The organism is Streptomyces sp. H27-C3, assembly GCF_030063415.1.
Classification (GTDB): Bacteria; Actinomycetota; Actinomycetes; order Streptomycetales; family Streptomycetaceae; genus Streptomyces.
Genome location: NZ_JASITA010000042.1, coordinates 16,447 through 41,140, shown reverse-complemented (window position 1 = coordinate 41,140; position 24,694 = coordinate 16,447). Strand labels below are relative to the sequence as shown.

Here is a 24,694-nt window from a genome sequence, read left to right as displayed (position 1 = left end):
GGCCGCCACTCGCCGTCGCACCTCCCCATCGCCCCGCAGCACTCATCCCAGCCACGGAAGGAGCGAACCGTCATGCCCTCTCGTCCCTACCTCGTCTTCGCCGACGTGGACGAGACCCTGATCAACTGCAAGAGCATGTTCGACTTCTTGCGGTACCAACTCACCGCCCGGCACGGCGCCACCGGGACCTCCGAGTACGACCGCCTCCGTGCCGGTTTCCAGCAGGCCGCCGACGCGGGCACGCCCCGCGAGACGATCAACCGTGCCTACTACGCCGCTTACGAGGGCGAGTCCGCGGCCTCCATCGCCGAATGGGGTGAGCGCTGGTTCTCGGACCGGGAGCCGGGGGGCCTGTTCATCGAGGAGACCAGGGAAGCACTGCGCGCCCACCGCGAGGCCGGCGCCGAACTGATCCTGGTCTCCGGCTCGTTCTCGGCCTGTCTCGACCCCATCGCCCGCTCGGTCGGCGCCGGTCACCTGCTGTGCACCCGCCCGCTCGTCGAAGAGGGCGGTTACACGGGCCGGATCGAGACCCCGATGATCGGTGCGAACAAGGCGACCGCGGTCCAGCAATTCCTCGCCGCCCGGCCGCAGATCGACCCGCAGGACTGCTACGCGTACGGCGACCACCCGTCCGACCTGCCAATGCTCGACTGCGTCGGCCACCCGGTCGCGGTCGGCGAGGACCCCGCGCTCCGTGCGTGCCTCGATGCGCGCCTCGAGGCCCATCCCGGTGCCCGACGTCCCGACACTCTCCTGGAGCCCCAGCGATGACCGTGTACTCACCCGCCACCACCGCCATCGGAATCATCGGATCCGGCTCGTATCTCCCCAGTGACATCGTGCCCAACTCCGTTGTCGCCGAGCGGGCTGGTGTGACCGAGGAATGGATCGTCCGGAAGACCGGCATTCTCGAAAGGCGCCGCGCCGCTCCGCACGAAGCGACGTCCGACCTGGCCACCGCCGCCGCGCGGGCCGCGATGGACGATGCCGGAATCTCCGAGCACGACATCGCCTGGGTGATCGTGGCGACCTCCACCCCCGACCACCCGCAGCCCGCCACCGCCTGTCTGGTGCAGGACCGGATCGGTGCCACGCAGGCTGCCGCCTTCGACATCAACGCCGTCTGCGCGGGCTTCGTCTTCGCCCTGCAGACCGCGGCGCAACTGCTGGCCGGCGTCGGCGAGCAGACCGAGGCCAAGTACGCGCTGGTGATCGGCGCGGACCTCTACTCGCGCATCCTCGACCACACCGACCGTAAGACCGCGGTGCTCTTCGGGGACGGCGCCGGAGCCGTGGTACTCGGCCCGGCCCGCCCCGGGTTCGGCATCGTCGGCACCGGCACCAGCACCGACGGCAGCCTGCACGGGCTGATCGGTGTGCAGGCGGGCGGCAGCCGGTACCCCGCCTCGACCGGCACGCTGGCCGACGGTCAGCACTTCTTCCGGATGCGAGGGCGGGAGGTCCGCGACTTCGTCAACGAGCGCTTGCCGTTGGCCGTCCAGGGTGTCCTGGACGCCCACGACATCGATCCGGCCGACGTCAAGCACTTCATTCCGCACCAGGCAAATGGCGTGATGGTTGGCGAGGTCATCCCGCGGCTCGGACTGCCCAACGCCCACGCCTATCTGCCCGTGGACCGGCACGCCAACACCGGCGCCGCGTCGATCCCGCTCGCTCTCGACCAGGCCCACCGGTCCGGCGCGCTGGCGGACGGCGAGCTGGTGCTGCTGGCCGGCTTCGGCGGCGGGATGGCGGTCGGTACGGCAGTGCTCCGCTGGGATGCCGAGACGCCCAAGCACCTGCCGCGGCTGCACGCACCGGAGCTCGCCGGGAGCGTGGCCTGATGAACGGACTCAAGACCGGGACAGCCACGACCACGGCGACGGCCGCGACTGCGACTGCTGCGAGCTCCGCGACGGCCGCGACCCTCGCGATGACCGCGATGACCGCGATGACTCGTCCCGTGTACCCCCACTTCCCGCTGCGCCAGGCACCCGCACCCGCACCCGCTCTGGCGCCCGGCTCCGACGCGCTCTGCACGGTGCCCGGATGCGCGGTCGCCTGCTGGTCGATGGGGCTGGACGCCCCGGACACCGCACCTTGTCCGCACGGCTGGGGCCCGAGCCCCGACGCCGCCCCCGTAACTGATTCCTCGCCCCTGGGAGACCGCTAGCCATGACACAGACACAGACAGAACCACAGACGCCCGCTCCGCCCGCCCGGGACGGAGCGCGAACCTCCGCTGCCGCCAGGGGCGGTCCGGCCGCCGGTCCCCCCGCCTCGGCGCCCAGCACCTCACCGCTGCGCGCCTGGCTGGCCGTGATCGCCCTCGCGCTGGGAACCTTCTCCTTCGTCACCACGGAGACGCTGCCCATCGGCCTGCTGCCGTCCATCGGCGCCGGCGTGGACGTCTCTGTCGGCACCGCGGGCTTCCTGGTCACCGGCTTCGCCGCGGTCGCCGCGATCACCGCCGCACCGCTGACCACACTGTGCGGGCGCATCGACCGCAAGTGGCTGCTGGCCGCACTCCTCGTCATCTACGTGGCGGGCAACCTGCTGGCGACCATCGCGTCGAGCTACGCCACGCTGCTCGGCGCCCGCATCCTGGTGGCGCTCGCCCACGGAGTCTTCTGGTCTATCGCCGCGGCCATCGCGGTACGTCTGGTCCCCGAGCGGCACGCCGTACGGGCCACCGCCCTCGTCCTCGGCGGCATCTCCCTGGCCTCGGTGCTCGGCGTCCCGCTGGGCACGATGATCGGCCAGAACTCCGGCTGGCACACCGCGTTCGCCGCCGTCGCCGCAATCGGCTTCGTCGTCCTGGTCGCCGTCCTGTTCCTGCTGCCGAGCCTGCCCGCCCAGGGCAGCGGAAGCCTGGGCGCTCTGCCGCGCGTGCTGCGCAACGGCCGGCTGCGCACCGCCGTCGCGGTCACCGCGCTGGTCATGATCGGCCACTTCCTCGCCTTCACCTACATCGCCCCCTACCTCCAGGAGATCACCGGCATCAGCGGCGGCATGGTCGGCGTGCTGCTCCTGGTCTTCGGTGCGGCCGGGTTCATCGGCAACTTCGTCGCGGGCGCCGTGGTCGGCCGCTCCGTGCGCGGCACCCTCCTGGGCGCGCTCATCCTGATGACGGGCTCGCTCGCGCTGCTGTGGGTCTTCGGTGACTCCCAGGCGGCGGCGATCACCCTGCTCGTCCTGTGGGGCCTGGCGTTCGCGGCCCTGCCGGTGGGCCTGCAGACCTGGGTGCTGCAACTGGCCAAGGAAGAGTCCGACGCCGCGTCGTCCCTCTACGTGGCCGCCTTCAACGGCGCCATCGCCGTGGGCTCCCTGGTCGGCGGACTGCTCGTGGACTCGGCCGCCGGACCGCGCGCGGTGACCGGCGTCGCCGCCGTCCTGACCGCCTGCGCCCTGCTCACCCTGGTGCTCTCCGGCCGCGGCAGCAGCCGCACGGTGAAGAGCGCCTGACAGGACGCGCGTCATGACGTCTGGACCCGACGTCTCGAAGCCCTGGCCGATCAAGCCGTACAACCCTGACAAGGGAGTGGAATCTCATGTACCAGCGCACCCTCGGCGCCTCCGGCCTTCAGGTCTCCGCGATCGGCCTCGGCTGCATGGGCATGTCGGCGTTCTACGGAACGAGCGATGAAGCAGCCTCGATCGCCACCATCCGGCGTGCCCTCGACATCGGCGTGACCTTCTTCGACACCGCGGACGCCTACGCCAACGGCCGCAACGAAGAACTGCTCGGCCGCGCCCTGAGGGGCCGCCGCGACGAGGCGGTCGTGGCCACCAAGTTCGGTATCCGCAGGGTGGGCCCCGGGGGTACGTCCGGCGGCGCCGTGATCGACTCCAGCCCCGAGTACGCCAGGCGGGCGTGCGACGCGTCGCACGCCCGCCTGGGCGTGGACTGCATCGATCTCTACTACCTGCACCGCCGCGGCGGCGACACTCCGATCGAGGAAACCGTCGGCGCCATGGCCGAACTCGTCGAGGCCGGCAAGGTCCGCCACCTGGGACTGTCCGAGGTCAACGCGGACACCTTGCGCCGCGCCCACGCCGTGCACCCCATCACAGCCCTGCAGAGCGAGTACTCGCTGTGGGAGCGGGACCTGGTGGCTTTGTAGGTGAGTTTTGGGCTCATACAAGATTTTCGTAGGCGTTGATCGGGATCGCTGACGCGGCGTGACATCGGTTCCCTACGGCGGGATGCTGCGACTGTGTGACGAGATGCTGACGATGCTTTTACCGCAGCTAGTGCCGCGGCAGGTGACGTTTGCCCGTCAAGGAGCGGCGGCCGGTGCGGCGAGAGTATGTGCCGGCCGCCGCGACGGGGCAAACGTTGCCTGGCGCGGCACTAGACGCGGTTGTGATCGAGTCGGTGGAGGTCGTGACGGACGTGGTCGTGGTGATCGCACGCGCCCGTGGGCCGGTGGGGTGTCCGGGGTGCGGGCAGGGGTCGTTGTGGGAGCACAGCCGCTACGTGCGCCACGTCGGCGATGAGGCCGTCGGGGGCCGGGCGGTGCGGATCGACTTGTCGGTGCGCCGCCTGTACTGCGAGAACACCGCGTGCTCCAGGACGACGTTCGTCGAACAGGTCGATGGACTGACGGTGCGGTACCAGCGGCGGACCCCGGCCCTGCAGCGGGTGGTCGAGGCCATTGCGGTCGCCCTGGCCGGCAGCGCCGGGGCCCGTCTCCTGGTACACCTTCACCAATTGCTCAGCTGGAGCACCCTGCTGCGCTGCGTCATGGCACTGCCCGATCCGCTGGCCGCCGTGCCCCGGGTGCTGGGCATGGATGACTTCGCTCTGCTCAAGGGCCAGAGCTACTCAGGTTGAACTGGCGGTGTCCGAAGGGGAGTGACGTTCCTTGATCCCTGCGGTACGCCGGGATCATGAGGTATGCGCAAGGGGGCGGGCTGACGCCCGGCGAGCAGGCGAAGCGGGAACTGCTGCGGCTGAAGGTGGCCGAGCGGTTCGCGCGCGGGGACCGTACCGAGGACATGGCGCGGGACTACCGGGTCACCGCACGGTCGGTGCGGCGCTGGCGCCATGCGTGGCGCACGAGCGGGCCCGAGGCCTTGCGGTCCAGGGGTCCGATGGCCGTGGAGAGACTGAACCCTGCTCAATGGGAGCGGCTGGAGCGGGAGTTGAAGCGGGGTCCGCCGGCGCACGGCTTCAAGGACGAGAGCCAGGGCTGGACGCTGAAGCGGATCAAGTTGCTGATCGGCCGTCTGTTCCACGTGGGGTACACGGTCCAGGGGGTGTGGAAGCTGATGCGCCGTCACGGCTGGAGCGCATAGGTACCCGTCCGCCGGGCGCTGGAGCGGGTCGAGGGGGCTGTCGAGGTGTGGAAGGCGGAGGTGTGGCCGCTGGTCTCAGAAACCCCTGCCACCAGCGGTCCACGTCCGCCGGGGCTGCGCCGGTCTTCGAGGACCACAACCACACCGGCGGCGCCTCCCGCTCCTTGGAGAGGTGCTCGACCTTGAGGCGGACCAAGGTGCCCTCGACGATGGGGTGTTCACCGTCGTGCTCCAGCCAGGTTCGGTGGCGAGGGCGAACAGGATCCGGTCCCGGGCGTCGGCGGCGGCAGGGGGCAGTTCGCGGTGGTTCGGGATCACGAACGGGATCTCCTGCGGTACCCCGGTGTCGTCTGGGTTCTCGGCCGGCGCAACGACGCCCGTGGAAGCAGGGCCAGCCGCCCGCCGCTGTGCCCGCGCAGCGCGACCCTGAGGCCAAGACGATGGCGGACGCCATCATCACCTCGCAGACCGCCGAGATCGCGCGGATGAACGCCCTGCTCGGCAAGAGCTGACCCACCCCGGCGGGGGCGGGCCTTGACGGCCGCCACGCCCCCCGCTTTTTGCAGGGCTTACCCCTCTCGGCAGATACCCCCCAGGGGTATATGTTTGTGATGTGGGTCCGCGGGAGCGGGGTCACCCTGGACGGGAATGGGGATGACGGTCATGGACCACAGCGCACACCACACCAGCACCGCGCACGACCACAGCGCGCACCCTACGCGCGCGGGTCACGCCGGGCATCAGATGGGCGGCGGGGTGACCTGGGGGGCCGCCGCGAAGGCGACGCTGCACTGCCTGACCGGATGTGCGATCGGCGAGATCCTCGGCATGGTCATCGGGACGGCCCTGATGTGGGGCAACGTCCAGACGATGATCCTGGCAATCACGCTGGCGTTCGTCTTCGGCTACTCGTTCACGCTGTTCGCGGTCCGCAAGGCGGGCCTGGACTGGAAGAGCGCGGTTAAGGTGGCGCTGGCCGCCGACACCGTGTCGATCGCGGTAATGGAGCTCGTCGACAACGGCATCATCGCCCTGACGCCCGGGGCGATGGACGCGCACCTGTCGGACGCGCTGTTCTGGACGGCGCTGCTGGGCGGCTTCGCGGTGGCCTTCGTGATCACCACGCCGGTCAACAAGTGGATGATCGGCCGCGGCATGGGCTACGCAGTCGTCCACGCCTACCACTGATCCGGCCCGTACGGCACCGCGCCCGGCCGCACCCCTACGGTGCGGCCGGGCGCGTGCGCGTCTGGGGGTGTTGGCTGGAGGTACCGGGGGCTTCGATGGCGGCCGCCCCGGATCCGCCGGCCTCGCGGGGAACGGAGGCACCCTGATGTCCAGCACCGTCAAGGACATGCTCGCCACCTACCCGGCCGACCTCGGCGACATCGACCAGGCCAAGCTCACCTCCTGCATCGAGGAGTGCATCACCTGCGCGCAGGCGTGTACGGCGTGTGCGGACGCCTGCCTGTCCGAGGGCATGGTCGGCGACCTGGCCAAGTGCATCCGCACCGACATGGACTGCGCCGACATCTGCACCGCCACCGCCGCGGTTCTGTCCCGTCACACCGGCTACGACGCCAACATCACTGCCGCGATCCTGAAGACGTGCGCCATGGTGTGCAAGGCGTGCGGCGACGAATGCGGACGGCACGCGGACATGCACGAGCACTGCCGCATCTGCGCCGAAGCCTGCCGCTCCTGCGAGCACGCGTGCAACGAACTCCTCGGAGCCCTCGGCTGACGGGGCCACGGGCGGGGCGGGCTCAGCGCGGCTGCGGGACCTGCCCGCGTTGGCGGCGGCGGCCGTAGCGGGTCACCCCGCGCGGCTTGAACACCGACAGAGCGGCCGCCGTGAGCAGTACCAGCAGGGCGGCGGCCGTGTCCGCGATCAGCTGGATACGCACGCCCTCCAGCTCGCCGCCCGCGAGCGCAGCCCTGGCGGCCGCGTCCGCGAGGTGTCCGACGGGCTGCATGTGGACCAGCAGCAGCACAGTCGCGACCACGGTGATCAGGAGTTTCACGATCACCCAGTAGTGGCGCAGCAGCCCCCACCCCGTGCCGAACGACTGCACCAGGCCGGTCAGCAGGCAGGCCACGCTGAAGGGGACGATCACGTACCAGCCCACTACGTCCATGGCCAGGTAGGCGCCCCGCACCGTCTGGGGTGAGCCGCTGGTCAGGCCGACGACGGCGAGGGCGAGGAACGCCGCGACCGCGCCCAGCCAGCCGACCGAGGAGGTCACGTGGAGGGTGAGGGTCAGCTTGCGCAGCCGGGGCGGGAACGGGATCACGGCGTATGCCCGGCCATGCCGCCGCCGGCCAGGTGCACGATCACGAACACCACGACCAGCACGACGGCGACCGCGGCGGAGACCTTCACCCAGCGCGGCGCCCCCTCGCCGTCGTCATCGTGACGGTCCGGTGTTCCTGCCATGACGCCCTCCACATTTTTCGAGACACACTGTCTCTAGGTGAAACCGAGTGTATGCCCTGTGGACGTCCGTATCCTGGATGGGTGCCGAAGCTGTGGAACGAGACGATCGACGCGCACCGCGCCGCCGTACGCAAAGCGATCCTGGACACCACCGCGAAGCTGGTGGCCCAAGGCGGCCTGCGGTCGGTGACCATGTCCCAGATCGCCGAGCAGACCGGCATCGGCCGCGCGACGCTCTACAAGTACTTCTCCGACGTCGAAGCGGTGCTGCTGGCCTGGCATGAGCGCCAGGTCACCGCCCACCTCCAGCAACTCGCGGGCATCCACGACCAGGACGGCACGGCCGTCGAGCGCCTGAAAGCGGTACTGGAGGCGTACGCGGGCATCGCCCGGCAACGGCACGGCGGCGAACTCGCCGCCCTCCTACACCAGAGCGAGCACGTCACCCACGCCGAGCGACACCTGCACGGCATGCTCCAGCACCTCCTGGCGGAAGCCGCCGAAGCCGGTGACCTGCGCCTCGATGTCCCGCCGGCCGAGCTCGCCCGGTACTGCCTCCACGCCCTGACCGCCGCGGCCGCCCTCACCGACCAACCCGCCGTGGCCCGCCTGGTCGCCGTGACCCTCGACGGCCTGCGCCCGGTTCCCTGAACCCGCCCCGACCACCGCTTCGTGTGATCAACAACAGGGCCACCGGGCGGCTCCTTGCGGCCGCCCGATAGGGTCACGGGGTGATCACGGCCCGCCCTGTCTTCAGCACCACGCGGACCCGCCACCCGGCGGGCCCGCTGCGGCTGCTGTGGCTGGCCGCGCTGCTGCTCGCGTTCCTCTACACCCACGCCGCCGGAGCCGACAGCGCCACCGCGCACGTCACCGGCGGCGCCGTCGAGGTCCCCCACCTGGCGCCCGCCGACACCGGCGAGGTCCCCCACCACGACGGTCAGCGGCCCGAGCGCCACGACAACGCCGGTGACGGCGGCGGCGGGCACTCGCATCCCGCGGAGGCGTGCGCATCCGGCCACCCGCAGCAGGGCAGTGACCTGCCCGGCCCGCACCTGGCCGCCGTCGCCGTGCGGACCCCTGCCTTCGCCGCGATGACGCCGCAGCAGTGGACCCAGATCCGGCCCTGCGGCCTTCCTCCGTCGCACCATTCCCTCGGTTCCGTGGTGCAACAGGTGTAGACCCGGGCTCTTTGCCCCGATCTGCCCTGACTCTCATCGCATACCCGTACCGCCGCCACCGCGCCGGCCGGGTGATGAGCCACGCACGCACCCAAGGAACCCGCACATGACCTCCGCCCAGCTCCTCGGCACCCACACCCCGCAAACCCAGCAAACCCAGTCGCAGGCTCCCGTTGCCGGGCGGGCCGCCCGGCGCAAGGCCCAGTCCTCCCGCAAGCGGTCACTGGCCGCCCGCTACCTCGGATACGTCGGATACTTCGTCGGCGCCGGACTCATCAGCGGCGCCGTCGTCCACCACCCCCTCGACCCCGACCGTTACACCCGCATCGCCGCCTACGGCGCGCTTGTCTTCCTCGCCGCGACCGTCCTCAACGAGTTCCTCCTCACCCGCGAGCGGCCCGGCCTCCCGCGCATGCTCATCGTGATCGGCTCCTCGCTGCTTCTCTCGTTCGGCATCGGCATGCTCAGCGGCGGCCTCCAGCACTTCGACGACTTCCCCGCACGCGGCGCCGTCCTGGTCCCCGCGGGCATCGTCGTCTCCTTTATCGCCTACGTCATCAAGGACGCCGACACCCCCACCCGTCGCATCTTCAGTCTCCTGGGCCTGACCGTCCTGACAGTGGCGGCCCTCGCCTTCTTCGGCCTGCGCGAAGTCGCGGCCTCCATGGCAACCACGCCCGGCGGCGGCCACGGCCACGGCGCCGCCGAAGAACTCGCCCCGGACGATCACGCGCCCGCCGCCACCCCCTCCGCAGCCGCCACCCCAGCGCAGGACACCTCCACCCAGCCCAAGCCCGCCTCCCCGCTCCCGCCCCACAACGACGGACACACCGGCCACTGACCGATCAAGCCCGCCAGACGTGGGTCGCCGCGACCGCGTCGGCCGTCGGCATCGACGTCGACCGCGGCCGGAGCACCCAGGGATTCCAGCCCCTGGGCGGCCCTCGCTGCGGTATTGGCCGTGCTCGATCTCGGGCCTGCTTCCTGTACCGCAACAACGCACATCCGGAGCTCTACGGGGCGATGGGCCCCGGCTTCCTGTCCGGGTGCGCCGACAGGACGTAGCGGGTGGCGGAGAGGTTAGAGAGGCCGAAGAGCTCCATCAACCGGACGGGGTCGGCACTGTGGCGGGCCTCGTCGACGATTCGGTCTACTCGCAGGACTCCGGCCGGCAGGCCAACTCGCCGGAAGAGCAGCTGGATCACGCCGGTGCTGATGGGGGGGGGGACCGGAGTCGTCGAGCGCGGTGTTGCGGGAGACGAAGAGGTGGGGGTTGGAGCTGTCGGGCCAGCGCCGGTGACGCTGAAGTTCCCACGCTGTGGCCAGCCGCATGGTGGAGGCGTCGAGGTAGATGAGGTGGTCCATGCGTCCGGGCCGGCGTGCACCGCGGTACAGCGCGCCCTTGGCCTGGAGAGCCATCAGCTGATGTGCCACGGACGAGGTGCTCTTGAGCTTGACCGCCCGGCCGATCTCCCTTATGTGAGTCGTTCATTCCTGTCCGCTGTCCACCCTGAAGCACTGCGCCCGCCCCCTGCGGTCCTGTACTTGAGGACCCGCACCGACCCACGGCGCGGGTCCTCTCGGTCTTCTCTCTCTTCGATTGTCACGCCCTGTAACTGCTACCTGATGATGAGATCAAGCTCGCTCTGGAGAAGGGTGTCGCTTGCCGGTCGCGCGTCACCCACCCCGGGGAGAATCCTCATGACCGACCGCCCGAAGGTGCCGCAGGAGGGGCGTCCAGGCTGGTGTGGTCGGGCATTGCGGGGCAGGCTGAGAAGTGCACCGGCTCGGTCACACCGCAGTGCGAAGGGAACCGGGATGATCCAGATCGCTGATATCCGTGAGTGGCGGACCCACGACGTCGTCGACGCCGGCGGCCACAGGATCGGCACGCTGGAGGCCGTCTACGTGGACACCAGCACCGATGAGCCGGCCATGGCCACCGTCCAGGTTGGGCTGCCCACCCGGCGTCACCTGGTCTTTGTCCCGCTGAACGGTGCGATCGTCGGGCCCGGCTACCTCAAGGTCGACTACGACCGGTCGCTGGTGAAGAAGTCCCCGCCGATCGGCACGGACGACGTCCTGCCCGCCGAGGACGAGGCCGCGGTCTTCGCGCACTACGGCCTGCCCTACCAACCCGGCGCGAACGGTGAGCGGCAGCTCGCCCGCCGCTGACCGGACCGTCAAGGAGGTGCCTTGAGCCATGACGCTCTTCCTGATCCTGGTCATTGTGGCGATGGTGCTGGGCATCATCGGCGCTGTCGCCGAAGGGCTGTTCTATCTACTGGTCATCGGCATCGTGGTGTTCGTCGCCGCCCTGGTGTACCTGGTCCTGCACATCCGGCGCTCCGGGCGGCATCACCGCACGCTGCGCTGACTCTCTCGTTGGAGAAGCTCGTCGGTCACAGCGGCTGCGGGCGGCCGAAGAGCAGGTCGTAGCCCACGGGGAGCTGGAGCAGGATCCGCCTCGTCAGGTCTTCGCCCGCGGTGTCGGCCACGACGCTGAGCGCGGCGCTGACGTCCCAGGTCGCGGTCTTCTCGGTGGCGCCTTCGATCCAGGCCGCTGTCGCCCGGATGAACCGCTCGGGCGGGAGAGGTTCGTGTGACTGGAGGGGGTTGAGCAGGACCAGGGCCAGCGTTTCGGGGAGCCGGGCGGCCAGCTCGTTGCGTACCTGGCCCACCAGATGCGCGCCCAGCAGGGCGAGGGTGACGCGGGAGGCTCTTTCCGCCTCTTCCCGCGTGGGGTATTCGCCGCGTTCCTGGACCGTGGACAGGAAGGTGTCCCAGGGCATACGCATGATGTCCTGCCGAGTCGGCCGCAGCAGCGAAGGGGGGCGGGAGCCCCGCGTGCCCGGGCTCCCGCCCCTCGCTGCCGGGTTCAGCCGCTGATCTGCTTGCGCGAGTCGCCGCCGCTGATGGCGATCTTGCGGGGCTTGGCCTGCTCGGCGACCGGGATCCTAACGACCTCACCCGCGATTGGCAGTGGGAGAAGGAGCGGCGTCTGGGGCCTTCGAATCCAAGGCGGAGGAGGGAGTGATGGCGGAGCCATCGCGACTGACGACAACGCCGGAGGCGGAGGTCCCAGGCGCCGCGACGCCGCTGCCAATCGTGGGTGAGGTCGTAAGGCGCAGCACACCGGCCTCGTAGGCGGCGTCGATGCGGTCGGTGTCCAGGGTCTCGCCGAGGAACAGCTGACGGCTGAAGGACCAGGCAGGCCGCTCCGCGATCACGACCTCGCTGTCCTGCCCGGCGCTCGGGCGGCGTTCGGCCCTGACGGTCAGCATGTTGCGTTCGACGTCCAGGTCGATGGACTCGGGGTCCACGCCCGGCAGGTCCAGCTCGACGACGAAGCTGTCACCGTCGCGGAAGGCGTCCATCGGCATGGCCGCCGGCCTCGCGGCGGTGCCAAGTACCTGTTCGGTGAGCCGGTCCATTTCGCGGAAGGGGTCGGTTCGCATGAGCATCGTCACTCACTCCTCTCCCGAAGGCGGGATGTACATGTCGGACACACCTCCCTATATAGCTCGCAGTGGCAAAGTTGACAACCCTCGGCTCAAGATCTGTGGAAGGTGCTTGTCAGACGCCTGGCCGACTGGCTGACGGCGGGATGCGACAGAGCCCGGCCGGGTGATGGTGGGCCCCGGCCGGGCTCTGCGTGCGTGGAGTGGCGCTCTGGTCAGAAGTCGTCGTCGCCCTCGCGCAGGTCGCGCTTTTCGCGGAGCGGGTCGTCCTCGCGGCGACGCTTGAGCTCCTCGGGGCTCTTCCCGCGGGGCGGGGTGCCGGGCTCGGGGTGGACGGGGTCCTGGCCGGGGCGCCGCGGGTGTTCCTGCTCCCCGCGGCCCTTGCCCGGCTCCTGGCGCTTGTCCTGCGTACCGCCCATGACGCGACTCCTCGTGATGCGGGGGAAGGATTCCTCCTCCGCACGCTCACACAGACAGTCACGGTCCGCATCATTTCGACTACAGGATGCGGCGCAAGGGTGCTGTCGGCGGCCGGGGGGGGGCCGCGTCGGAATGCGGGCCCGCTGCCGGGCGCCGACGATGGGCGTGATCCCTATCCGCCTGCCATCAGGAGTGCACCGCCATGCTGGAGCGCAAACTGCACAAGGACCACACCGAGGTCACGTTCATCCTCCCTGCGGAGCGCCCGCCCGGCCCGGTCAGCGTCGTGGGCGACTTCAACGACTGGCAGCCCGGCGTCCACACCCTGCTTCCGCGCAAGGATGGCAGACGGGCCGTCACGGTCGCGCTGGCGAGCAAGAGCACGCACTCCTTCCGGTATCTGGCCGCCGGCGACTACTGGTTCAACGACGAGAGCGCCGGTGACCAGGAAGGCCCCAACAGCCGCCTGCACACCTGATCAGCCCGACCGGCGTGACCGGCCGCCGCCCGTGTCGTTGAACCCGACAACACGCGCCGACGGCCCACACCCCACGGGCAGGCGGCGCGGGCGGCCCCCTGATTCCGCGCCCGGCGTCAGGGGGCCGTCTTGTATCCGCCCGACGGCCTGGGAACGGCTTGATGTCGGCAGGCGCCGGTTTCGGCCCGGGATGCTGGGTTGTGCTCTGCTGGGGCGGTGACCTGTGGCGGGGGTAAAGGGGGAGCGGATGACGCACGAGTGGGGCGATTCGGCGGGCGGTGCTCCGCAGGCCAGGCAGACGGTCGAACGGATCGTTGAAGCGGTCGACGCGGGTGATGACCGCCGGATCCGGGCCTGCTGACGGAGCTGGCCGAGGCCGCGGACACCGCGGCGCTGTTGTACCTGCGCAAGCGGCTCCTGGAGGGCCGGGAGGACTGACCGGCCTTTCGCGGCTGCCCGTACGGCGCGGACCCAACCACGGGATGCCGCTCCGGCAGCCCGGGCGCGGGCGCCGCCGACGCGAGGGCTCCTGCGGGGTGGGGCGCGTCGGGGGTCTTTAAAGAGCCCGGCCGGAAGTTACGACCCGGCCGGGCTTTCACACGGCGAACGCCGCAAATACAGCGGCCTCCGTGAAGGAGGCGAAGGCTCAGGCGGGGGTGATGTTCTCCGCCTGCGGGCCCTTCTGGCCCTGAGTGACGTCGAAGTTCACCTTCTGGCCTTCCTGAAGCTCGCGGAAGCCGGAGCTGGCGATGTTCGAGTAGTGGGCGAACACGTCCGGACCGCCGCCGTCCTGCTCGATGAAACCGAAGCCCTTTTCCGCGTTGAACCACTTCACGGTTCCGGTGGCCATGTGTCCTCCAAGGGGACTCGAAATCGGTCCCGCACCGTGCGGGAGCCGGAGGTGATCGCCCTGGTCCTCAGAGACTGTGAACAGCGAAATCGCCCATGAATGTTGCGCTCACGGGCGACCGGTACTTCGGAACCATGACAGCTGACGCTGACGCTACACGGACCGTCCTGCTCGCACCACGAGAACACCCCTACGCCGTGTTCGCGGGCATTCGGACAGGGGGTGTGTCCCGCCGCTGCCGACGTGGAGGCTGAGGCGGAGATTCGGGTTCGCGGCGGAGCAGACCGGGCGGGCTTCGTGGGCCGGGCCGCTCTTGACGCGCCACCTCCCCCGGGCGGCGGCCTCCGCGCGTCTCCGCCCGGGGGCCTGTCCGCCCGGCGGCCGCTGGCGGAGGCTGCCGCCCGGGCGGGGCCGGAGGAAGATGAGAGGACGGTCGGCAAGGGCGGGCGCAGGACCGGATGGTCGGACCCGAGGCCGCCGCAGTGGGTGAAGGAGGTCCGGTCATGGTCGCGTCCGAGGGGTTCCGGGCAGGGCCCGGCCCCGTGGGAGTGGTTCCCTCCGAGCCCGGCGGTCTGCTCGATGTGCTGAGCGTGGCCGCGGTGGTCCTGGACGCCGAGGGACGGATCACGTTGTGGAGCCCTCAGGCCCAGGATCTGTTCGGCTGTTCCGCCCCGGAGGCGCTGGGCCGGTACGCGGCCAAGCTGCTGGTCGCCGACGAGTACGTCGACCTGGTCCTTGAGCTGTTCGCCAAGGTCATGGCGGGGGGCGGTGCCTGGGCCGGGGTGTTCCCCGTGCGGCACAAGGACGGCTCCACGAGGCTGGTGGAGTTTCGCAACATGCGGCTGCTGGACGAGCACGGCGGCGTGTACGCCCTGGGGATCGCCTGCGACGAGGCCGTTCTGCGCGGTGTGGAGCGGGACCTGGCGCTGTCGGTGCGGCTGGTGGCGCAGTCCCCGCTCGGGCTGGCGGTGCTGGACACCGATCTGCGCTACGTCCTGGTCAACCCGACGCTGGAACGGATCAACGGCCTGCCGGCCGAGAAGCACCTGGGCCACACCGTCCGCGAGGCGCTGCCGTTCCTGGACACCGAGGTGATCGAAGCCTCCATGCGCCAGGTTCTGGAGACCGGCGTACCGCTGCTGGACCAGTTCGCCATCGGGCGTACCCCCGCCGACCCGTACCGGGATCATGCATGGTCGGGCTCGTACTACCGGCTGGAGGATCCCGGCGGGCGGGTGATCGGTATCGCCCTGGCGGTGGTGGACGTCACCGGCCGCCACCGCGCGGCCACCGAGGCAGCCGAAGCACGCCGGCGCCTGGTCGCCGCTGGGCGTCATCTTCTGGGCAACCGATCAGGCGGAACGCAAGTTCATCGGCGATGGCCTCGCCGTCTGGGGGCTGTGATGACCCGGACGGGCTTACGGCAGTTTCGCCGCCAGGACTCGCGAGGGCCAACAGAAGTTCCGGGACTCGCGGATCACCCACCCGCGCCAGTTCCCGGACCACGATGGCCCGCGTGTCCCATCCGAGTGCGGTGTCCTCGGCGTACGTGCGCAGCAGCGCGGTGTAGCCGCCGGGTTCGGCCGCGCGGAGGACGTTGAGGACCTCACGCCTCATGCCTTCGTGAAACGCGGGATCGGCGACAACGTTCAGCAGTCCACGCCCGAGGGACGTGTCGGTCGGCCCGTCAAGAAGGTCCCGCCCGCAGTAGACAGTGCCGTTCACGATCACCGGGGACGCGGTCACATGGTGGCCGGTGAGGAAAGCCCATCTCTGCTGTGGGCGTTCACCGCATACAGGCTGCTCCCGCTGCCGACATAGACGCTCCCGTCGGCCACCGCCGTCGCCGACTCCTCGTCCCACACACGTCCAGTGGAGAACCTCCACCGCTGCTGCCCGGTGACCGCGTCCAGGGCGTAGACGTCGGACTCTCTACTGACGTACACGCCGCCGCCCGCCACGGCCGGAGCCGAAACGGCCCTGCGGCCGGGGGCGACCAGAGGCTTCATCCCGAACGCACCGACGACACCCAGGCGACAGTGCGATCACCAACGCCGGAAGCATGCGCGCCTGCACCATCAGCACGGGCCCTCAGGAGGAACACAAGACTGCCACCAACCCCTTGCCGGATCCCGGGCCGCAGCACGGACCCGCTGGGTGCTGCCGTCAACGAACCTCCCTCGTAGCAATAAGAGTTGGATCGTAGATTGACTGACCACCGCACGTCCCCGTGCGGCAGCGTCGAACGCGACAGTCATGCCGCCCAGCTGAGTCCGAGGTTGGCGAGGGTGGCGAGTTTGTCGGTGGTGAGTTTGGCCCGGCGGCTCTTGCTGTTGCTGAGGAATACCCCGAGCTTCACCTCGCTCCCGTCCTCAAGGCGCTCTACGTGGGCCCTGGGGACGGTCACAGAGCCCTCGCGGCAGGGCCGCCACGCCCTGCTCGAAGGCGCTCCCAGCCGCCTTGGGAGTCTTGGCGGGCTCCGTCTGCTCCGGGGGCAGCAGCACGACGCGGACCGCCTCCAGGAGCTCGCGCTGCCCGTCCATCAGGCCGGCCCAGACCGCGTGCTGACTCTGCCTCATCAGCCACTTCCCGACGTCCATGCCGTGGACGGTGAACCCGGGCAGGACGTCGGAGTGGTCCTCTTCGTCGGTCAGCAGCTCGCGCAGCGCGGCGTAGTGCCTCTGCCACTCCGTCGGCCACGCCGGGTCCCAGTACTTGTCCACGGCCTCCAGCGCGGTCTTCCACTCCGGGTGTTCAGCCAGCGCACCCGCGCGCCGCAGGTTGCTCAACCACTGTCCTACCGGCCTGTCCAGGGCCACGGCGGAGCAGTTGACGTGTCCGGGCACTGCCGACGCGCAGACGGTCCGCAACGCTGCGAAGGACCTCGGGGCGGAGGGGCTGGTCGTCTCGCTCGGGGCGGCCACCCGGATCAACGCGAAGGGCAACCGGGCGTCCGAGAAGCTGTGGAACCTGACCCCGGCCGGCCTTGAGGCCGCGAGCGTGGTCCTGGACCGCGAGGTGAAGGAGATGGGCGGCACGGCGAAGGCATCCGTGCCTTCGGGTGCTCCGCACGCGCGGAAGGTCACCGACACGATCACCGCGTTCCTCCAGCCGGTCCCGGAGCCGACCCGCCCGGTCGTCCGCAAGAACCAACCGCCCCGGCCTGTCCCGGCACAGACGACCGCCGTGGAGCCGGCCCGGCCTGCGGGGCTGGGCACGCTGGCCGGCTGGGAGACCGAGGTCGTGCTGCCGGTGAGCGGAACGTTCACGACACCGGTCAAGGGCAGCCCTCGCGCGGACGCTGTTCTGGCCGCTCCGGAGGCCGGTGTGCCGGTGCTCTTCGTGGAAGTCGACAACGGCACCGAAGACCGGCAGATCGTCGCGGGCAAGATTCACAAGTACCGCAGGTTCTTCCGCCGTACGGTCAAGGACACCAACGGCCGCGACATCCCGATGTGGCGCACCCTCTACAGCGACCATGGACGTGACCACGACCGCGTCGGCTACCCGCCGGTGGCGTTCGTGTTCACCAAGCAGGTCGGACCGGACGCGATGATGAACCGCATGAAGGCCGTTCGCGTCCTTTCCACGGAATGCTGGAAAGGCCACTGGCACAGCGGCAGCCGCTACGGGTCCGATGTCAACGACGGCTACCGCGACTACGACGGCACCGTCCCCGTGATCGTCACCACCCTCGCCCGCCTGCACCAGCACGGCCCACACGGACCCATCTGGTGGCGCTACGGGCATTCCTCGTGGGAGACCCTCGAAGCGGCTCTGGACAACCCGGACGACCACCGCGCCTTCCACACCCGGGAAGAGGAACGCCGTACCGAGCGCCGCGCCCAGGAGGAGCGCGAGCAGCGCGAGCGGGAAGAGACCAAGCGGCGACGGAAGGCCGCCGCTTGGGCGTGTCCGACCTGCGGCCGTGACGTCTACCCGAGCGACGGCTGGCAATCCGTACCGCCGGGCAGCGACTGCACCGTGTGCACCTCCGCCAAGGAGCGCGAGCGCCAGAAGGCCGAGGAACGGGCGGCTGAAGAGGCGCAGGCGAAGGCGGAAGCGGAGGCGTGGCGCAAGGAGAACGGCATCTTCGGCTTCCTCCGCCGCTGACACACCGGAGCTCAACGCATCAAGTCCGAAGCCGCACTCGCCAAGCTCGCGGGCATCGCTCCTGTGCCCACCGGCTCCGGCATGACCAGTGGCAGGCACCGCATCAACCACGGCGGCCACCGCCAGCTCAACGCCGCGATCTACCGGACCGTCATCGTCCGCATGCGATTCCACCAACCGACGATCGACTACGTCACCCGCCGCGCCGCCGACGGCAAGACGAAATGCTCAACGCCCTGATGGAATCGACGGTCGGCTTGTACAAAACCGAGTTGATCAAACCGCAGCGGCCCTGGAAGAACCTCTCCCAGGTCGAACTCGCCACCGCCGAGTGGACCGACTGGTACGTCCACCGCCGCCTGCACGGTGAGATAGGGCACATCCCACCCGCCGAGTACGAGGCCAACCACTGCAAGGAATCCACGAAACCCCAGGTCACCACCACAATCTGAGATCTCTACCGAACCCGGGGCGGTTCAGACCAGGTTCGAGTGGGTGGCGCGGCGACTGGCGAGAGCGTGACCTTGTTCCCAGGTCAGTTGGCGTACCAGGTTGCGGATCTGGTGGTGCCCGGGGGTTTCGGTTCCCTGCTGGAGGTGCTGACGGTAGTGATACACGACGTTCGGGAGCATGTAGCCGGCGGCCTCGGTGGTGATGCGGTGAACATAGATGAAGTCCTCGCCACTGGGGAGCGGGCCATAACCACCGGCCGCTATCGCGAGCTGACGAGTAGTCAGCACCGTCACATGGCTGAGGGGGATAGAAGCCGCCGGGTCAGGCCAGAAGCGCATGACCTCGCCGGCCGCGTGGTGTCCGGTCGGGGTCGGGCACTCCCACGTCACGACGCGGTCTTCGAACAGGTCGGCGGAGCGGCCAGCGACCCATTCAACACCGAGAGCGCGCAGCGCGCGAACCCGCACCTCGAGGGAGTCCGGGGGAAGCATGTCGTCATCATCAACGGCGGTGACCAGGTCGGCTTCGGCCAGAGCGAGGCCTAGATTTCGGGCCAGGCCGGCCCCGACCGGCTCGAACAGGCGGAGGGTGGTGACCCGGGGATCCGCAATGATCGCGGTCGGCACGGGTTCGCTACTGCAATCGATCACAAGGATCCACTGCCAGGTGGTCAGGGTCTGTCGGGACAGGCTCGCGTAAAGCTCGGTCAGGTAGCGGCGTCGCTCGGGCTGCATACGGGTGGCGGTGACGAGGGAAACGACGGGGCGCGTGGGCATGCAGGTCTCCAGGCTGGTCAGCAGGGGTGTGGTTGACGTTACTTGGTGAAAATGGGGTGGTTATGGCAGGGAAATCATCGGTTTCCCACCCCTCGGAACAGCCCTCATGCGGAGATACAGTGCTTGAAAAGCCCATCCCGACGGGTGTTTTCCTGTGAAAATCATCATCGGCTGGCCAAGTTGACAATGCCGGAGGGAGCCCCCATGGGCCGAGCAGCGCGGCGGCGGGCAGAGTGGTCATGGTCAGGGAGGAGGGCAGGCCGTCCCTGAACCGGGTGAGCCGGTCGGGCGTGAAGTCGTCCGGCGCCTGCCGGGCAGCGCACTCCAGCAGACTAGAAGCCGCCCCGATGTCGGGGTCGTGGCCCGTCCAGCGCACCACTAGCAGTCCTTCGGGATTCGAGGCGGTCTCCGGCAGCTCGCCGGCCGCCGGGCGGCGCCAACGCGAGCGGGTGTCGAGCACGACGACGGGGAAGATGCTCCCCAGCCCGTAGGAGGCGGCCTGCACTACCGGTGGTGTCATATCGTTTCTCTCCGTCCGGTGGCCAGCTCTGCAGGCACTCAACTTGGGACTGCGGGCGGGCGGAACCTCGGGTGTCGAGGAGCCGCAGGGCGTGCCGCTCGATCACGTCGATGTCGTAGTCCCGGTGATGCTGGAGCAGGATTGCCAGGTTTGCCTGCTCCCGGGCCTGGGGCAGCTCAGCCGCCGCAGCCCCGGACACAGGGGTGCCATCGGCCCCCCCAAGGCCGGCACGTGGGGGTCGAGGAACAACACGTGGGCGCAGAGGGCGCGCAGCTGCTTCACCACGTCACGGGCGGACGTCTCGCGCCGGTCGGCGATTTCGGCCTTGTAGGTGACGAAGAGCAGCAGCACGTGCGCCCCGCTGATAGTTTTCCCGGTTCTGTCGAGGAGGCGTTGGGCTCGCTCGACGACACCGGGGCATCCGTGCGTTGATCTCCTGGACGAGCTCTACCATCCGGAACGGATAGCCGAGGGTGCGGACCTTGTGGTCCAGGTAGTTGGGGTCGATGGGGAAGCTGTGGCAGCCGACGCCCGGTCCACAGCAAGGCCTGGTAGCCGAAAGGCGGAGGCCGGAAGCTTTCGTTGTGGAGCCAACGAATACGGTATTCGGGGGGCTACGACTCGCCCTGTGAGTCACCCTCGCTGTCCGGGAACCAAGTGATCATCTCGTTGTACAGAGCGAGTGGGCGGTCGTCGGGCGAGAGCCAGTCCCTCTCGCCGTGCTGCCACTCATAAGCAATGTGCTGTGTGGTGAGTTCCTCAACCAGTTCGGTGGCCAGTCTGGATGCCTCGAACAGGTCCTGGTCGGTGGCCTGGGAGCTGGCAGCGACGACAAGTCCACGGACTTCGGCCGAATGGCCGTAGCGGAACGCGCCGCTGCCGAGCAGGTGCGGATCGGTGTGAACGGACACTCCGTTGTTGTGACCGAGGCGCCGATGGGCCGCCGCCTTGGCCGCTGCTTTTGGAAGGAACTGACGGGCCTGGCGCCCGATGGTGATCGCGCCCAGGACAGCGTCGGCGTGACCAACCCGAGCATCAACCGTCGGGTCGAGGATGACGAAGCCCATGGCGGGCCTGGGGTACGGGCCGCGCGGCGCCTCTCCCGGAGCAGCGGTGAAATTCCGGAGAATGTTCTGGGCGCGCCGACGGCCCAGGTCCCGCAGCAGCACGGTGAGTTCGGTGTCGTTCAGCATGTATTCATAAGGATTTCGTCGAACCGCAGCCTGTACCTGAAGGACTTCAGACATATCGCTCTCCACTCTCTGATGCCGTACCTTTGTGCAGCATAATAGGCCGCTTGTCCGGTTTATAGCTTCCAGGGCGGAACTGTCGACGGGCTGGCAACGGTAAGCGCTATCCCCCTCAACCGCCGGCAGCTGTGAAGCCAATCCATGTAGGCGGAAAGTTACTGGAGCGCCTTGACGGCCCGCGAGCTACTGGCCGTGTTGGTCGCGGACCAGGTCTCGATTGACGTGGACTTCTCGTCGCGACGGTGCCCCCATAACGCCGAACGCTGCATTCTCGGGGCAACTTGCAAATTCGCGGACCAGTTGTCACCTGCTTGATCGCCCCGGAAGATCATGCCCGGATGTTGCGATCTTGGCAACGCCCCAACGTGGCGCGAGGCCTCGGCGTGTGTGGTGGTCTGCTCGCTGAGCAGGCATGGTATGCAAAATGACGGTCTCCCAACTGTCCTGCATTCCCACAGGACTTGGCTTGCCGCGTTGCCCAAATGACCTTGACTTGCTGATGAAGATCCACCTAGGGTTCGAACGGCCAGCAGGTATAGACCAGCCTGTAGTGGCTTCGAAGAATTCTCACAGTCGGCTGCTCCGTTCATGCTATGCGGCGCATTTCCACTCCGCGCTGCGTCGACACTAATAGGCAACGAAGGGGTTGTTTAGTTTGACCACGCAAGTGGTTTCCGAAGTGGCTCAGCGGTTCGCGAACGATGGATTCGCCAATGTGGGAGAGGTTGTCTCTGCCGGCGATCTGGAGGTCTACCGATCGATCTATGATCGCCTCCTGAGCGGAGACATCAAGGCCGGGGACAAGCGGTCTGATCTCGGGTCGCACGTTCCGTTGAAGGAGGGTGTTCAAGAAAACATCACTCAGATCATGTGGCCGTCGGCGCTCTATCCGCCGCTGCGTGATCTCCCTCTCCATGAGAAGGCCCTGTCAGTCGCCCGTGAGCTCATCGGGGCGGACGCGGAGCTCGACTTCGACATGATGATCCACAAAGCCCCGCACGCCTCGGTTGCTACGCCGTGGCACCAGGATGCGGCCTACTGGGTCGACATGCCCGATCGTCGCGCTGTGTCCATCTGGGTGGCGCTGGACGACGCCGGTCTCGACAACGGTTGCATGTGGTACGTCCAGGGCTCCCACCAGCAACCGATTCGGCCCCACCGCCCGACGAGCGACGGCAAGAACATCGAGTGCGACTGCTCCGAGGAAGAGCCGGGTGCCACCCCCGTGCCAGTGGCCGCAGGAGGGGCGGTGGCGCACTCCGGGTCCACGCTGCACTACTCGCGAGGCAACACCACTGACAGCACACGTCGGGCATACATTCTCAACTACCGTCCTGCCGCCATGATCCAGCTTGAGCGGGAGCGGGGCGCGGACCACGGTCTCAACGAGAACGTGAGGCAGGTCCGCAACTCGGGCGCCAAGGACTGAGCGCGCAGGCTGCGGAACCTAGAGCCCCCACACGCAGATTTTTCCCCACACTGCCGGGCCGGCGCGTTGGCCAGCCCGGCCCTGGAAGGCCGGAGAGGCGATCCGTGAATACAGTCGCACTGACAGGCGCTGTGATGACCCATCCCAGAAGGCTTGCCGCAGCCGAAGAAATCGCAGCAAAGGACGTCCAAGGGCGCATACGTGTCGTCACGGATCCGGATCCTTCCGGCCCCCCCACCGCGCTGCGTACCGCCAATCCGTCGTGGAGCTGCGTCGGTGACGCGGCGACCCATCACATCGTCTTCCAAGACGACGTGGTCCTGGCAGACGGCTTCTTTCCCTACGCGGAGAAGATTGCCGCAGCCGCACCCGGTGAGGCTGTCGCCTTCTACGAAGGTTGGGAGGGGCGGAACAGCGGCGTGGTGCGTCTGGGCGCACTTACCGGGGCGCACTGGGCGTATGCCATTGATGAACACGTGCCCTCGCTCGCCTTGATGCTCCCCGCGGAAGTTGCTCGGAGCTACGCGCAGTTCGCCGCTCAGCACGGCGGCGGCTGGCCCTACGACGTCGTGGTGCAGCGATGTCTCAAGACGCTGGGCGTACCCGTCAGGCTCGCGGTTCCGAGCACCGTGGACCACGACGACGTACCCAGCCTGGCGGGAAACAGCAAGCACGGATGGCGGCGGGCGACGTATTTCTCCGACAGTGCGGGCGAAGCCCCTACGTCTGAGTGCTCCTCTTTCTCGGTGGTGCCGTTCTATCAGTACGGCGAATCCAAGTGCGCTGTGCGTTACGGCGCCCGTTGGGAGTACCTGGACACCGACAGGTACCTGCGACGCATCGGTCTTTCCGATTCCTGTGACGCGGGTTTCGCCGGGATCGGTCAGAGGGGACTGCCGACCGTGGTGTGCCGGCAGGCGTGGCTCACCGCCTTCGCGACCGGCGTGGCGGTCGCCGATTTGACGTCGCAGTCTCCGGACCCTGCAGTGGCCAGGGCCGTGATGGACTCCCTCGGGCCCGGGGGACTCTGCGAGGAGTACACCGGTATGGAACTCCTTCCCATGATTCCGAAGATCCGAGAACTCGCCCTGGAAGCCCTCGAATCCGGCATCATGGCCCGCCGCGCCGCAGGACATCGGGCCGTGTCACTCACAGGCGTCACCGGTACGTCGTCCGCGCCCGTCGTCGTCACCGGCGGCAGCGGCGAGTTCGGTGCGCAACTGGCCCGGCTACTGACCGACGCGGGCTGCGGTGCGAACTTTTCCGAGCGGCTCGACTCGCTGCAGGGCCAAGAGGTACGCGCACTGATACACCTCGGCGATCGACACGGCAGCGGCCCCGGAGTAGCGGATGTGCTCGCCCACGCGGAGAAGCTTGCAGTGGAACGCGTCATACACCTCAGCTCGGCGGACGTCTATCGGGGCGCGGACGCCGACGCGTGCACGGAGGCATCCCTGCCGACGACGGGGCCGCGCGACGTGGAAGCCCGCGCATGGTGGGACGCAGAGCAGGTGTGCCTGCTCTGGGGCAACGAGACAGATACCCCCGTGCAGATCGTGCGGCTCGCCGAGCAGGTGGGACCGCACGCTCCCTCGCACGGCGTGCTGGCCACCTGGATGCTGCAAGCCTGGACACGCCGTCCCATGGTCCTGGTCGAGGGGCGTCGGCACCAACTGGTTGACCATAGAGACATAGCGGGCGCGCTTGCCGCCATTCTCGAAGGCCCGGCACGGTCGCCCATCTACAACATTGCCTCCGCGCTCTACGAAGAGAGTGAACTCGCCCAACTCGCTGCAGAGACGGCGCGACGCACCCCGTGGGAACAGGAGCCCGCCGACGGAGCACCGTTCCCCCCCTCCATGTCTACCGCCCTGATCACCGCCGAGACCGGCTGGCAGGCGACGGCTCCGCTGCACAGCGGAGCACGGGCACAGGCCCAATGGCTCGCCTGCGACATTCACGACCCCGGGCCGGACGCACCGCGCCGGAGTGCCAATGCCTGACGAACAACGAACTGGCCAG

Annotated in this window: 30 protein-coding genes and 8 pseudogenes; 23 read left to right on the top strand and 15 right to left on the bottom strand. The window is 68.9% G+C overall.

Annotation, left to right across the window (positions count from 1 at the left end; translation table 11 throughout):
- The first annotated feature begins 72 nt into the window (after positions 1–72).
- The 7 genes and pseudogenes from QMK30_RS31340 to QMK30_RS31310 all read left to right on the top strand — a co-directional run.
- A complete protein-coding gene (locus QMK30_RS31340; RefSeq protein ID WP_283521709.1) occupies positions 73–774 on the top strand; it encodes an HAD family hydrolase in 702 nt (233 codons plus the stop codon).
- Complete coding sequence (locus QMK30_RS31335) at positions 771–1,847, top strand: 3-oxoacyl-ACP synthase III family protein (RefSeq protein WP_283521708.1); 1,077 nt, start codon at positions 771–773, stop codon at positions 1,845–1,847. The genes QMK30_RS31340 and QMK30_RS31335 overlap by 4 nt, the downstream gene beginning before the upstream one ends.
- Complete coding sequence (locus QMK30_RS31330; protein ID WP_283521707.1) at positions 1,847–2,176, top strand: hypothetical protein; 330 nt, start codon at positions 1,847–1,849, stop codon at positions 2,174–2,176. The genes QMK30_RS31335 and QMK30_RS31330 overlap by 1 nt, the downstream gene beginning before the upstream one ends.
- Before the next feature lie 2 nt (positions 2,177–2,178).
- Complete coding sequence (locus QMK30_RS31325; RefSeq protein ID WP_283521706.1) at positions 2,179–3,468, top strand: MFS transporter; 1,290 nt, start codon at positions 2,179–2,181, stop codon at positions 3,466–3,468.
- Between the two features lie 86 nt (positions 3,469–3,554).
- A pseudogene (locus QMK30_RS31320) lies at positions 3,555–4,121 on the top strand (aldo/keto reductase); the annotation flags it as partial.
- Positions 4,122–4,381: 260 nt separating this feature from the next.
- Entirely contained in the window at positions 4,382–4,840 is a 459-nt protein-coding gene (locus tag QMK30_RS31315) for a transposase family protein (protein ID WP_283521705.1), read from the top strand.
- A 56-nt stretch (positions 4,841–4,896) separates the two neighbouring features.
- Positions 4,897–5,415 (top strand): annotated as a pseudogene (locus QMK30_RS31310) (winged helix-turn-helix domain-containing protein); the annotation flags it as partial.
- Here QMK30_RS31310 and QMK30_RS31305 read toward each other — a convergent pair.
- Positions 5,378–5,569 (bottom strand): annotated as a pseudogene (locus tag QMK30_RS31305) (NF041680 family putative transposase); the annotation flags it as partial. The pseudogenes QMK30_RS31310 and QMK30_RS31305 sit on opposite strands and share 38 nt — an antisense overlap.
- A 142-nt stretch (positions 5,570–5,711) precedes the next feature.
- Here QMK30_RS31305 and QMK30_RS31300 point away from each other — a divergent pair.
- The 3 genes from QMK30_RS31300 to QMK30_RS31290 all read left to right on the top strand — a co-directional run bounded on the left by QMK30_RS31300 (position 5,712) and on the right by QMK30_RS31290 (position 7,048).
- Entirely contained in the window at positions 5,712–5,816 is a 105-nt protein-coding gene (locus tag QMK30_RS31300) for a DUF305 domain-containing protein (RefSeq protein ID WP_283521738.1), read from the top strand.
- A gap of 151 nt (positions 5,817–5,967) precedes the next feature.
- A complete protein-coding gene (locus QMK30_RS31295; protein WP_283521703.1) occupies positions 5,968–6,492 on the top strand; it encodes a DUF4396 domain-containing protein in 525 nt (174 codons plus the stop codon).
- Between the two features lie 145 nt (positions 6,493–6,637).
- On the top strand, positions 6,638–7,048 hold the full coding sequence (locus QMK30_RS31290; protein ID WP_283521702.1) for a four-helix bundle copper-binding protein: 411 nt from the start codon (positions 6,638–6,640) through the stop codon (positions 7,046–7,048).
- Between the two features lie 22 nt (positions 7,049–7,070).
- Here the strand turns inward: QMK30_RS31290 and QMK30_RS31285 are convergent, their stop codons facing one another.
- Both QMK30_RS31285 and QMK30_RS31280 read right to left on the bottom strand, forming a co-directional pair.
- The gene (locus tag QMK30_RS31285; protein WP_283521701.1) at positions 7,071–7,598 is read right to left on the bottom strand and encodes a hypothetical protein; all 528 of its coding nucleotides are present in this window, start codon (positions 7,596–7,598) and stop codon (positions 7,071–7,073) included.
- The gene (locus QMK30_RS31280; protein ID WP_283521700.1) at positions 7,595–7,741 is read right to left on the bottom strand and encodes a hypothetical protein; all 147 of its coding nucleotides are present in this window, start codon (positions 7,739–7,741) and stop codon (positions 7,595–7,597) included. Before QMK30_RS31280 ends, QMK30_RS31285 begins: the two co-directional genes overlap by 4 nt.
- Positions 7,742–7,822: 81 nt before the next feature.
- Here QMK30_RS31280 and QMK30_RS31275 point away from each other — a divergent pair, with 81 nt between their 5' ends.
- From QMK30_RS31275 to QMK30_RS31265, 3 genes are all read left to right on the top strand, one after another.
- A complete protein-coding gene (locus tag QMK30_RS31275) occupies positions 7,823–8,392 on the top strand; it encodes a TetR/AcrR family transcriptional regulator (protein ID WP_283521699.1) in 570 nt (189 codons plus the stop codon).
- An 80-nt stretch (positions 8,393–8,472) separates the two neighbouring features.
- The gene (locus tag QMK30_RS31270; protein ID WP_283521698.1) at positions 8,473–8,922 is read left to right on the top strand and encodes a hypothetical protein; all 450 of its coding nucleotides are present in this window, start codon (positions 8,473–8,475) and stop codon (positions 8,920–8,922) included.
- A gap of 106 nt (positions 8,923–9,028) precedes the next feature.
- A complete protein-coding gene (locus QMK30_RS31265) occupies positions 9,029–9,763 on the top strand; it encodes a hypothetical protein (RefSeq protein ID WP_283521697.1) in 735 nt (244 codons plus the stop codon).
- A gap of 172 nt (positions 9,764–9,935) precedes the next feature.
- Here QMK30_RS31265 and QMK30_RS31260 read toward each other — a convergent pair whose 3' ends face one another.
- Together QMK30_RS31260 and QMK30_RS31255 are read right to left on the bottom strand one after the other, a co-directional pair.
- Entirely contained in the window at positions 9,936–10,127 is a 192-nt protein-coding gene (locus tag QMK30_RS31260) for a hypothetical protein (protein WP_283521696.1), read from the bottom strand.
- A 166-nt stretch (positions 10,128–10,293) separates the two neighbouring features.
- A pseudogene (locus tag QMK30_RS31255) lies at positions 10,294–10,401 on the bottom strand (LexA family protein); the annotation flags it as partial.
- A 339-nt stretch (positions 10,402–10,740) separates the two neighbouring features.
- Here QMK30_RS31255 and QMK30_RS31250 point away from each other — a divergent pair.
- Complete coding sequence (locus tag QMK30_RS31250) at positions 10,741–11,097, top strand: PRC-barrel domain-containing protein (RefSeq protein ID WP_283521695.1); 357 nt, start codon at positions 10,741–10,743, stop codon at positions 11,095–11,097.
- A gap of 28 nt (positions 11,098–11,125) precedes the next feature.
- Positions 11,126–11,299 carry a hypothetical protein gene (locus tag QMK30_RS31245; RefSeq protein WP_283521694.1) on the top strand — a complete coding sequence of 58 codons (174 nt, stop codon included), beginning with the start codon at positions 11,126–11,128 and terminating at the stop codon, positions 11,297–11,299.
- A gap of 25 nt (positions 11,300–11,324) precedes the next feature.
- Here the strand turns inward: QMK30_RS31245 and QMK30_RS31240 are convergent, their stop codons facing one another.
- The 4 genes and pseudogenes from QMK30_RS31240 to QMK30_RS31225 all read right to left on the bottom strand — a co-directional run bounded on the left by QMK30_RS31240 (position 11,325) and on the right by QMK30_RS31225 (position 12,802).
- The gene (locus QMK30_RS31240; RefSeq protein WP_283521693.1) at positions 11,325–11,720 is read right to left on the bottom strand and encodes a DUF2267 domain-containing protein; all 396 of its coding nucleotides are present in this window, start codon (positions 11,718–11,720) and stop codon (positions 11,325–11,327) included.
- An 80-nt stretch (positions 11,721–11,800) separates the two neighbouring features.
- A pseudogene (locus QMK30_RS31235) lies at positions 11,801–11,881 on the bottom strand (Hsp20/alpha crystallin family protein); the annotation flags it as partial.
- 162 nt (positions 11,882–12,043) lie between these two features.
- Positions 12,044–12,386: pseudogene (locus QMK30_RS31230) on the bottom strand (Hsp20/alpha crystallin family protein); the annotation flags it as partial.
- Positions 12,387–12,598: 212 nt separating this feature from the next.
- The gene (locus tag QMK30_RS31225; protein ID WP_283521691.1) at positions 12,599–12,802 is read right to left on the bottom strand and encodes a hypothetical protein; all 204 of its coding nucleotides are present in this window, start codon (positions 12,800–12,802) and stop codon (positions 12,599–12,601) included.
- Positions 12,803–13,005: 203 nt separating this feature from the next.
- Here QMK30_RS31225 and QMK30_RS31220 point away from each other — a divergent pair, with 203 nt between their 5' ends.
- On the top strand, positions 13,006–13,281 hold the full coding sequence (locus QMK30_RS31220) for an isoamylase early set domain-containing protein (protein WP_283521690.1): 276 nt from the start codon (positions 13,006–13,008) through the stop codon (positions 13,279–13,281).
- A 646-nt stretch (positions 13,282–13,927) separates the two neighbouring features.
- Here the strand turns inward: QMK30_RS31220 and QMK30_RS31215 are convergent.
- A complete protein-coding gene (locus QMK30_RS31215) occupies positions 13,928–14,131 on the bottom strand; it encodes a cold-shock protein (protein WP_215030177.1) in 204 nt (67 codons plus the stop codon).
- A 503-nt stretch (positions 14,132–14,634) separates the two neighbouring features.
- On the opposite strand from QMK30_RS31215, the pseudogene QMK30_RS31210 reads away from it, so the two are divergent.
- A pseudogene (locus QMK30_RS31210) lies at positions 14,635–15,450 on the top strand (PAS domain-containing protein); the annotation flags it as partial.
- 423 nt (positions 15,451–15,873) lie between these two features.
- Here QMK30_RS31210 and QMK30_RS31205 read toward each other — a convergent pair.
- On the bottom strand, positions 15,874–16,140 hold the full coding sequence (locus QMK30_RS31205; protein WP_283521689.1) for an outer membrane protein assembly factor BamB family protein: 267 nt from the start codon (positions 16,138–16,140) through the stop codon (positions 15,874–15,876).
- 363 nt (positions 16,141–16,503) lie between these two features.
- Positions 16,504–16,920 (bottom strand): helicase associated domain-containing protein, encoded by a 417-nt coding sequence (locus tag QMK30_RS31200; protein WP_349362126.1) that lies wholly within the window; start codon positions 16,918–16,920, stop codon positions 16,504–16,506.
- Positions 16,921–16,960: 40 nt separating this feature from the next.
- On the opposite strand from QMK30_RS31200, the gene QMK30_RS31195 reads away from it, so the two are divergent.
- From QMK30_RS31195 to QMK30_RS31185, 3 genes are read left to right on the top strand one after another with little or no spacing between them, the layout of a single operon-like run.
- Positions 16,961–18,244, top strand: coding sequence for a replication-relaxation family protein (locus tag QMK30_RS31195; RefSeq protein WP_283521688.1), 1,284 nt, complete (start codon positions 16,961–16,963; stop codon positions 18,242–18,244).
- Positions 18,245–18,262: 18 nt separating this feature from the next.
- The gene (locus tag QMK30_RS31190) at positions 18,263–18,484 is read left to right on the top strand and encodes a transposase (RefSeq protein WP_283521734.1); all 222 of its coding nucleotides are present in this window, start codon (positions 18,263–18,265) and stop codon (positions 18,482–18,484) included.
- Positions 18,469–18,696, top strand: a complete 228-nt coding sequence (locus tag QMK30_RS31185) for an integrase core domain-containing protein (protein WP_502963259.1) — start codon at positions 18,469–18,471, stop codon at positions 18,694–18,696. The genes QMK30_RS31190 and QMK30_RS31185 overlap by 16 nt, the downstream gene beginning before the upstream one ends.
- Before the next feature lie 24 nt (positions 18,697–18,720).
- On the opposite strand, the gene QMK30_RS31180 is transcribed toward QMK30_RS31185, so the two are convergent.
- The gene (locus QMK30_RS31180; RefSeq protein WP_283521687.1) at positions 18,721–19,473 is read right to left on the bottom strand and encodes a glycosyltransferase family 2 protein; all 753 of its coding nucleotides are present in this window, start codon (positions 19,471–19,473) and stop codon (positions 18,721–18,723) included.
- A 772-nt stretch (positions 19,474–20,245) separates the two neighbouring features.
- Here QMK30_RS31180 and QMK30_RS31175 point away from each other — a divergent pair.
- Positions 20,246–20,425, top strand: coding sequence for a hypothetical protein (locus QMK30_RS31175; protein ID WP_283521737.1), 180 nt, complete (start codon positions 20,246–20,248; stop codon positions 20,423–20,425).
- A gap of 46 nt (positions 20,426–20,471) precedes the next feature.
- Here QMK30_RS31175 and QMK30_RS31170 read toward each other — a convergent pair.
- Together QMK30_RS31170 and QMK30_RS31165 are read right to left on the bottom strand one after the other, a co-directional pair.
- A pseudogene (locus tag QMK30_RS31170) lies at positions 20,472–20,630 on the bottom strand (hypothetical protein); the annotation flags it as partial.
- A complete protein-coding gene (locus QMK30_RS31165) occupies positions 20,608–21,186 on the bottom strand; it encodes a hypothetical protein (protein WP_283521686.1) in 579 nt (192 codons plus the stop codon). The gene QMK30_RS31165 and the pseudogene QMK30_RS31170, both read right to left, overlap by 23 nt.
- 712 nt (positions 21,187–21,898) lie before the next feature.
- Here QMK30_RS31165 and QMK30_RS31160 point away from each other — a divergent pair.
- Positions 21,899–22,672 carry a phytanoyl-CoA dioxygenase family protein gene (locus QMK30_RS31160; RefSeq protein ID WP_283521685.1) on the top strand — a complete coding sequence of 258 codons (774 nt, stop codon included), beginning with the start codon at positions 21,899–21,901 and terminating at the stop codon, positions 22,670–22,672.
- Positions 22,673–22,806: 134 nt separating this feature from the next.
- Positions 22,807–24,675 carry an NAD-dependent epimerase/dehydratase family protein gene (locus QMK30_RS31155; protein ID WP_283521684.1) on the top strand — a complete coding sequence of 623 codons (1,869 nt, stop codon included), beginning with the start codon at positions 22,807–22,809 and terminating at the stop codon, positions 24,673–24,675.
- Positions 24,676–24,694 lie beyond the last annotated feature (19 nt).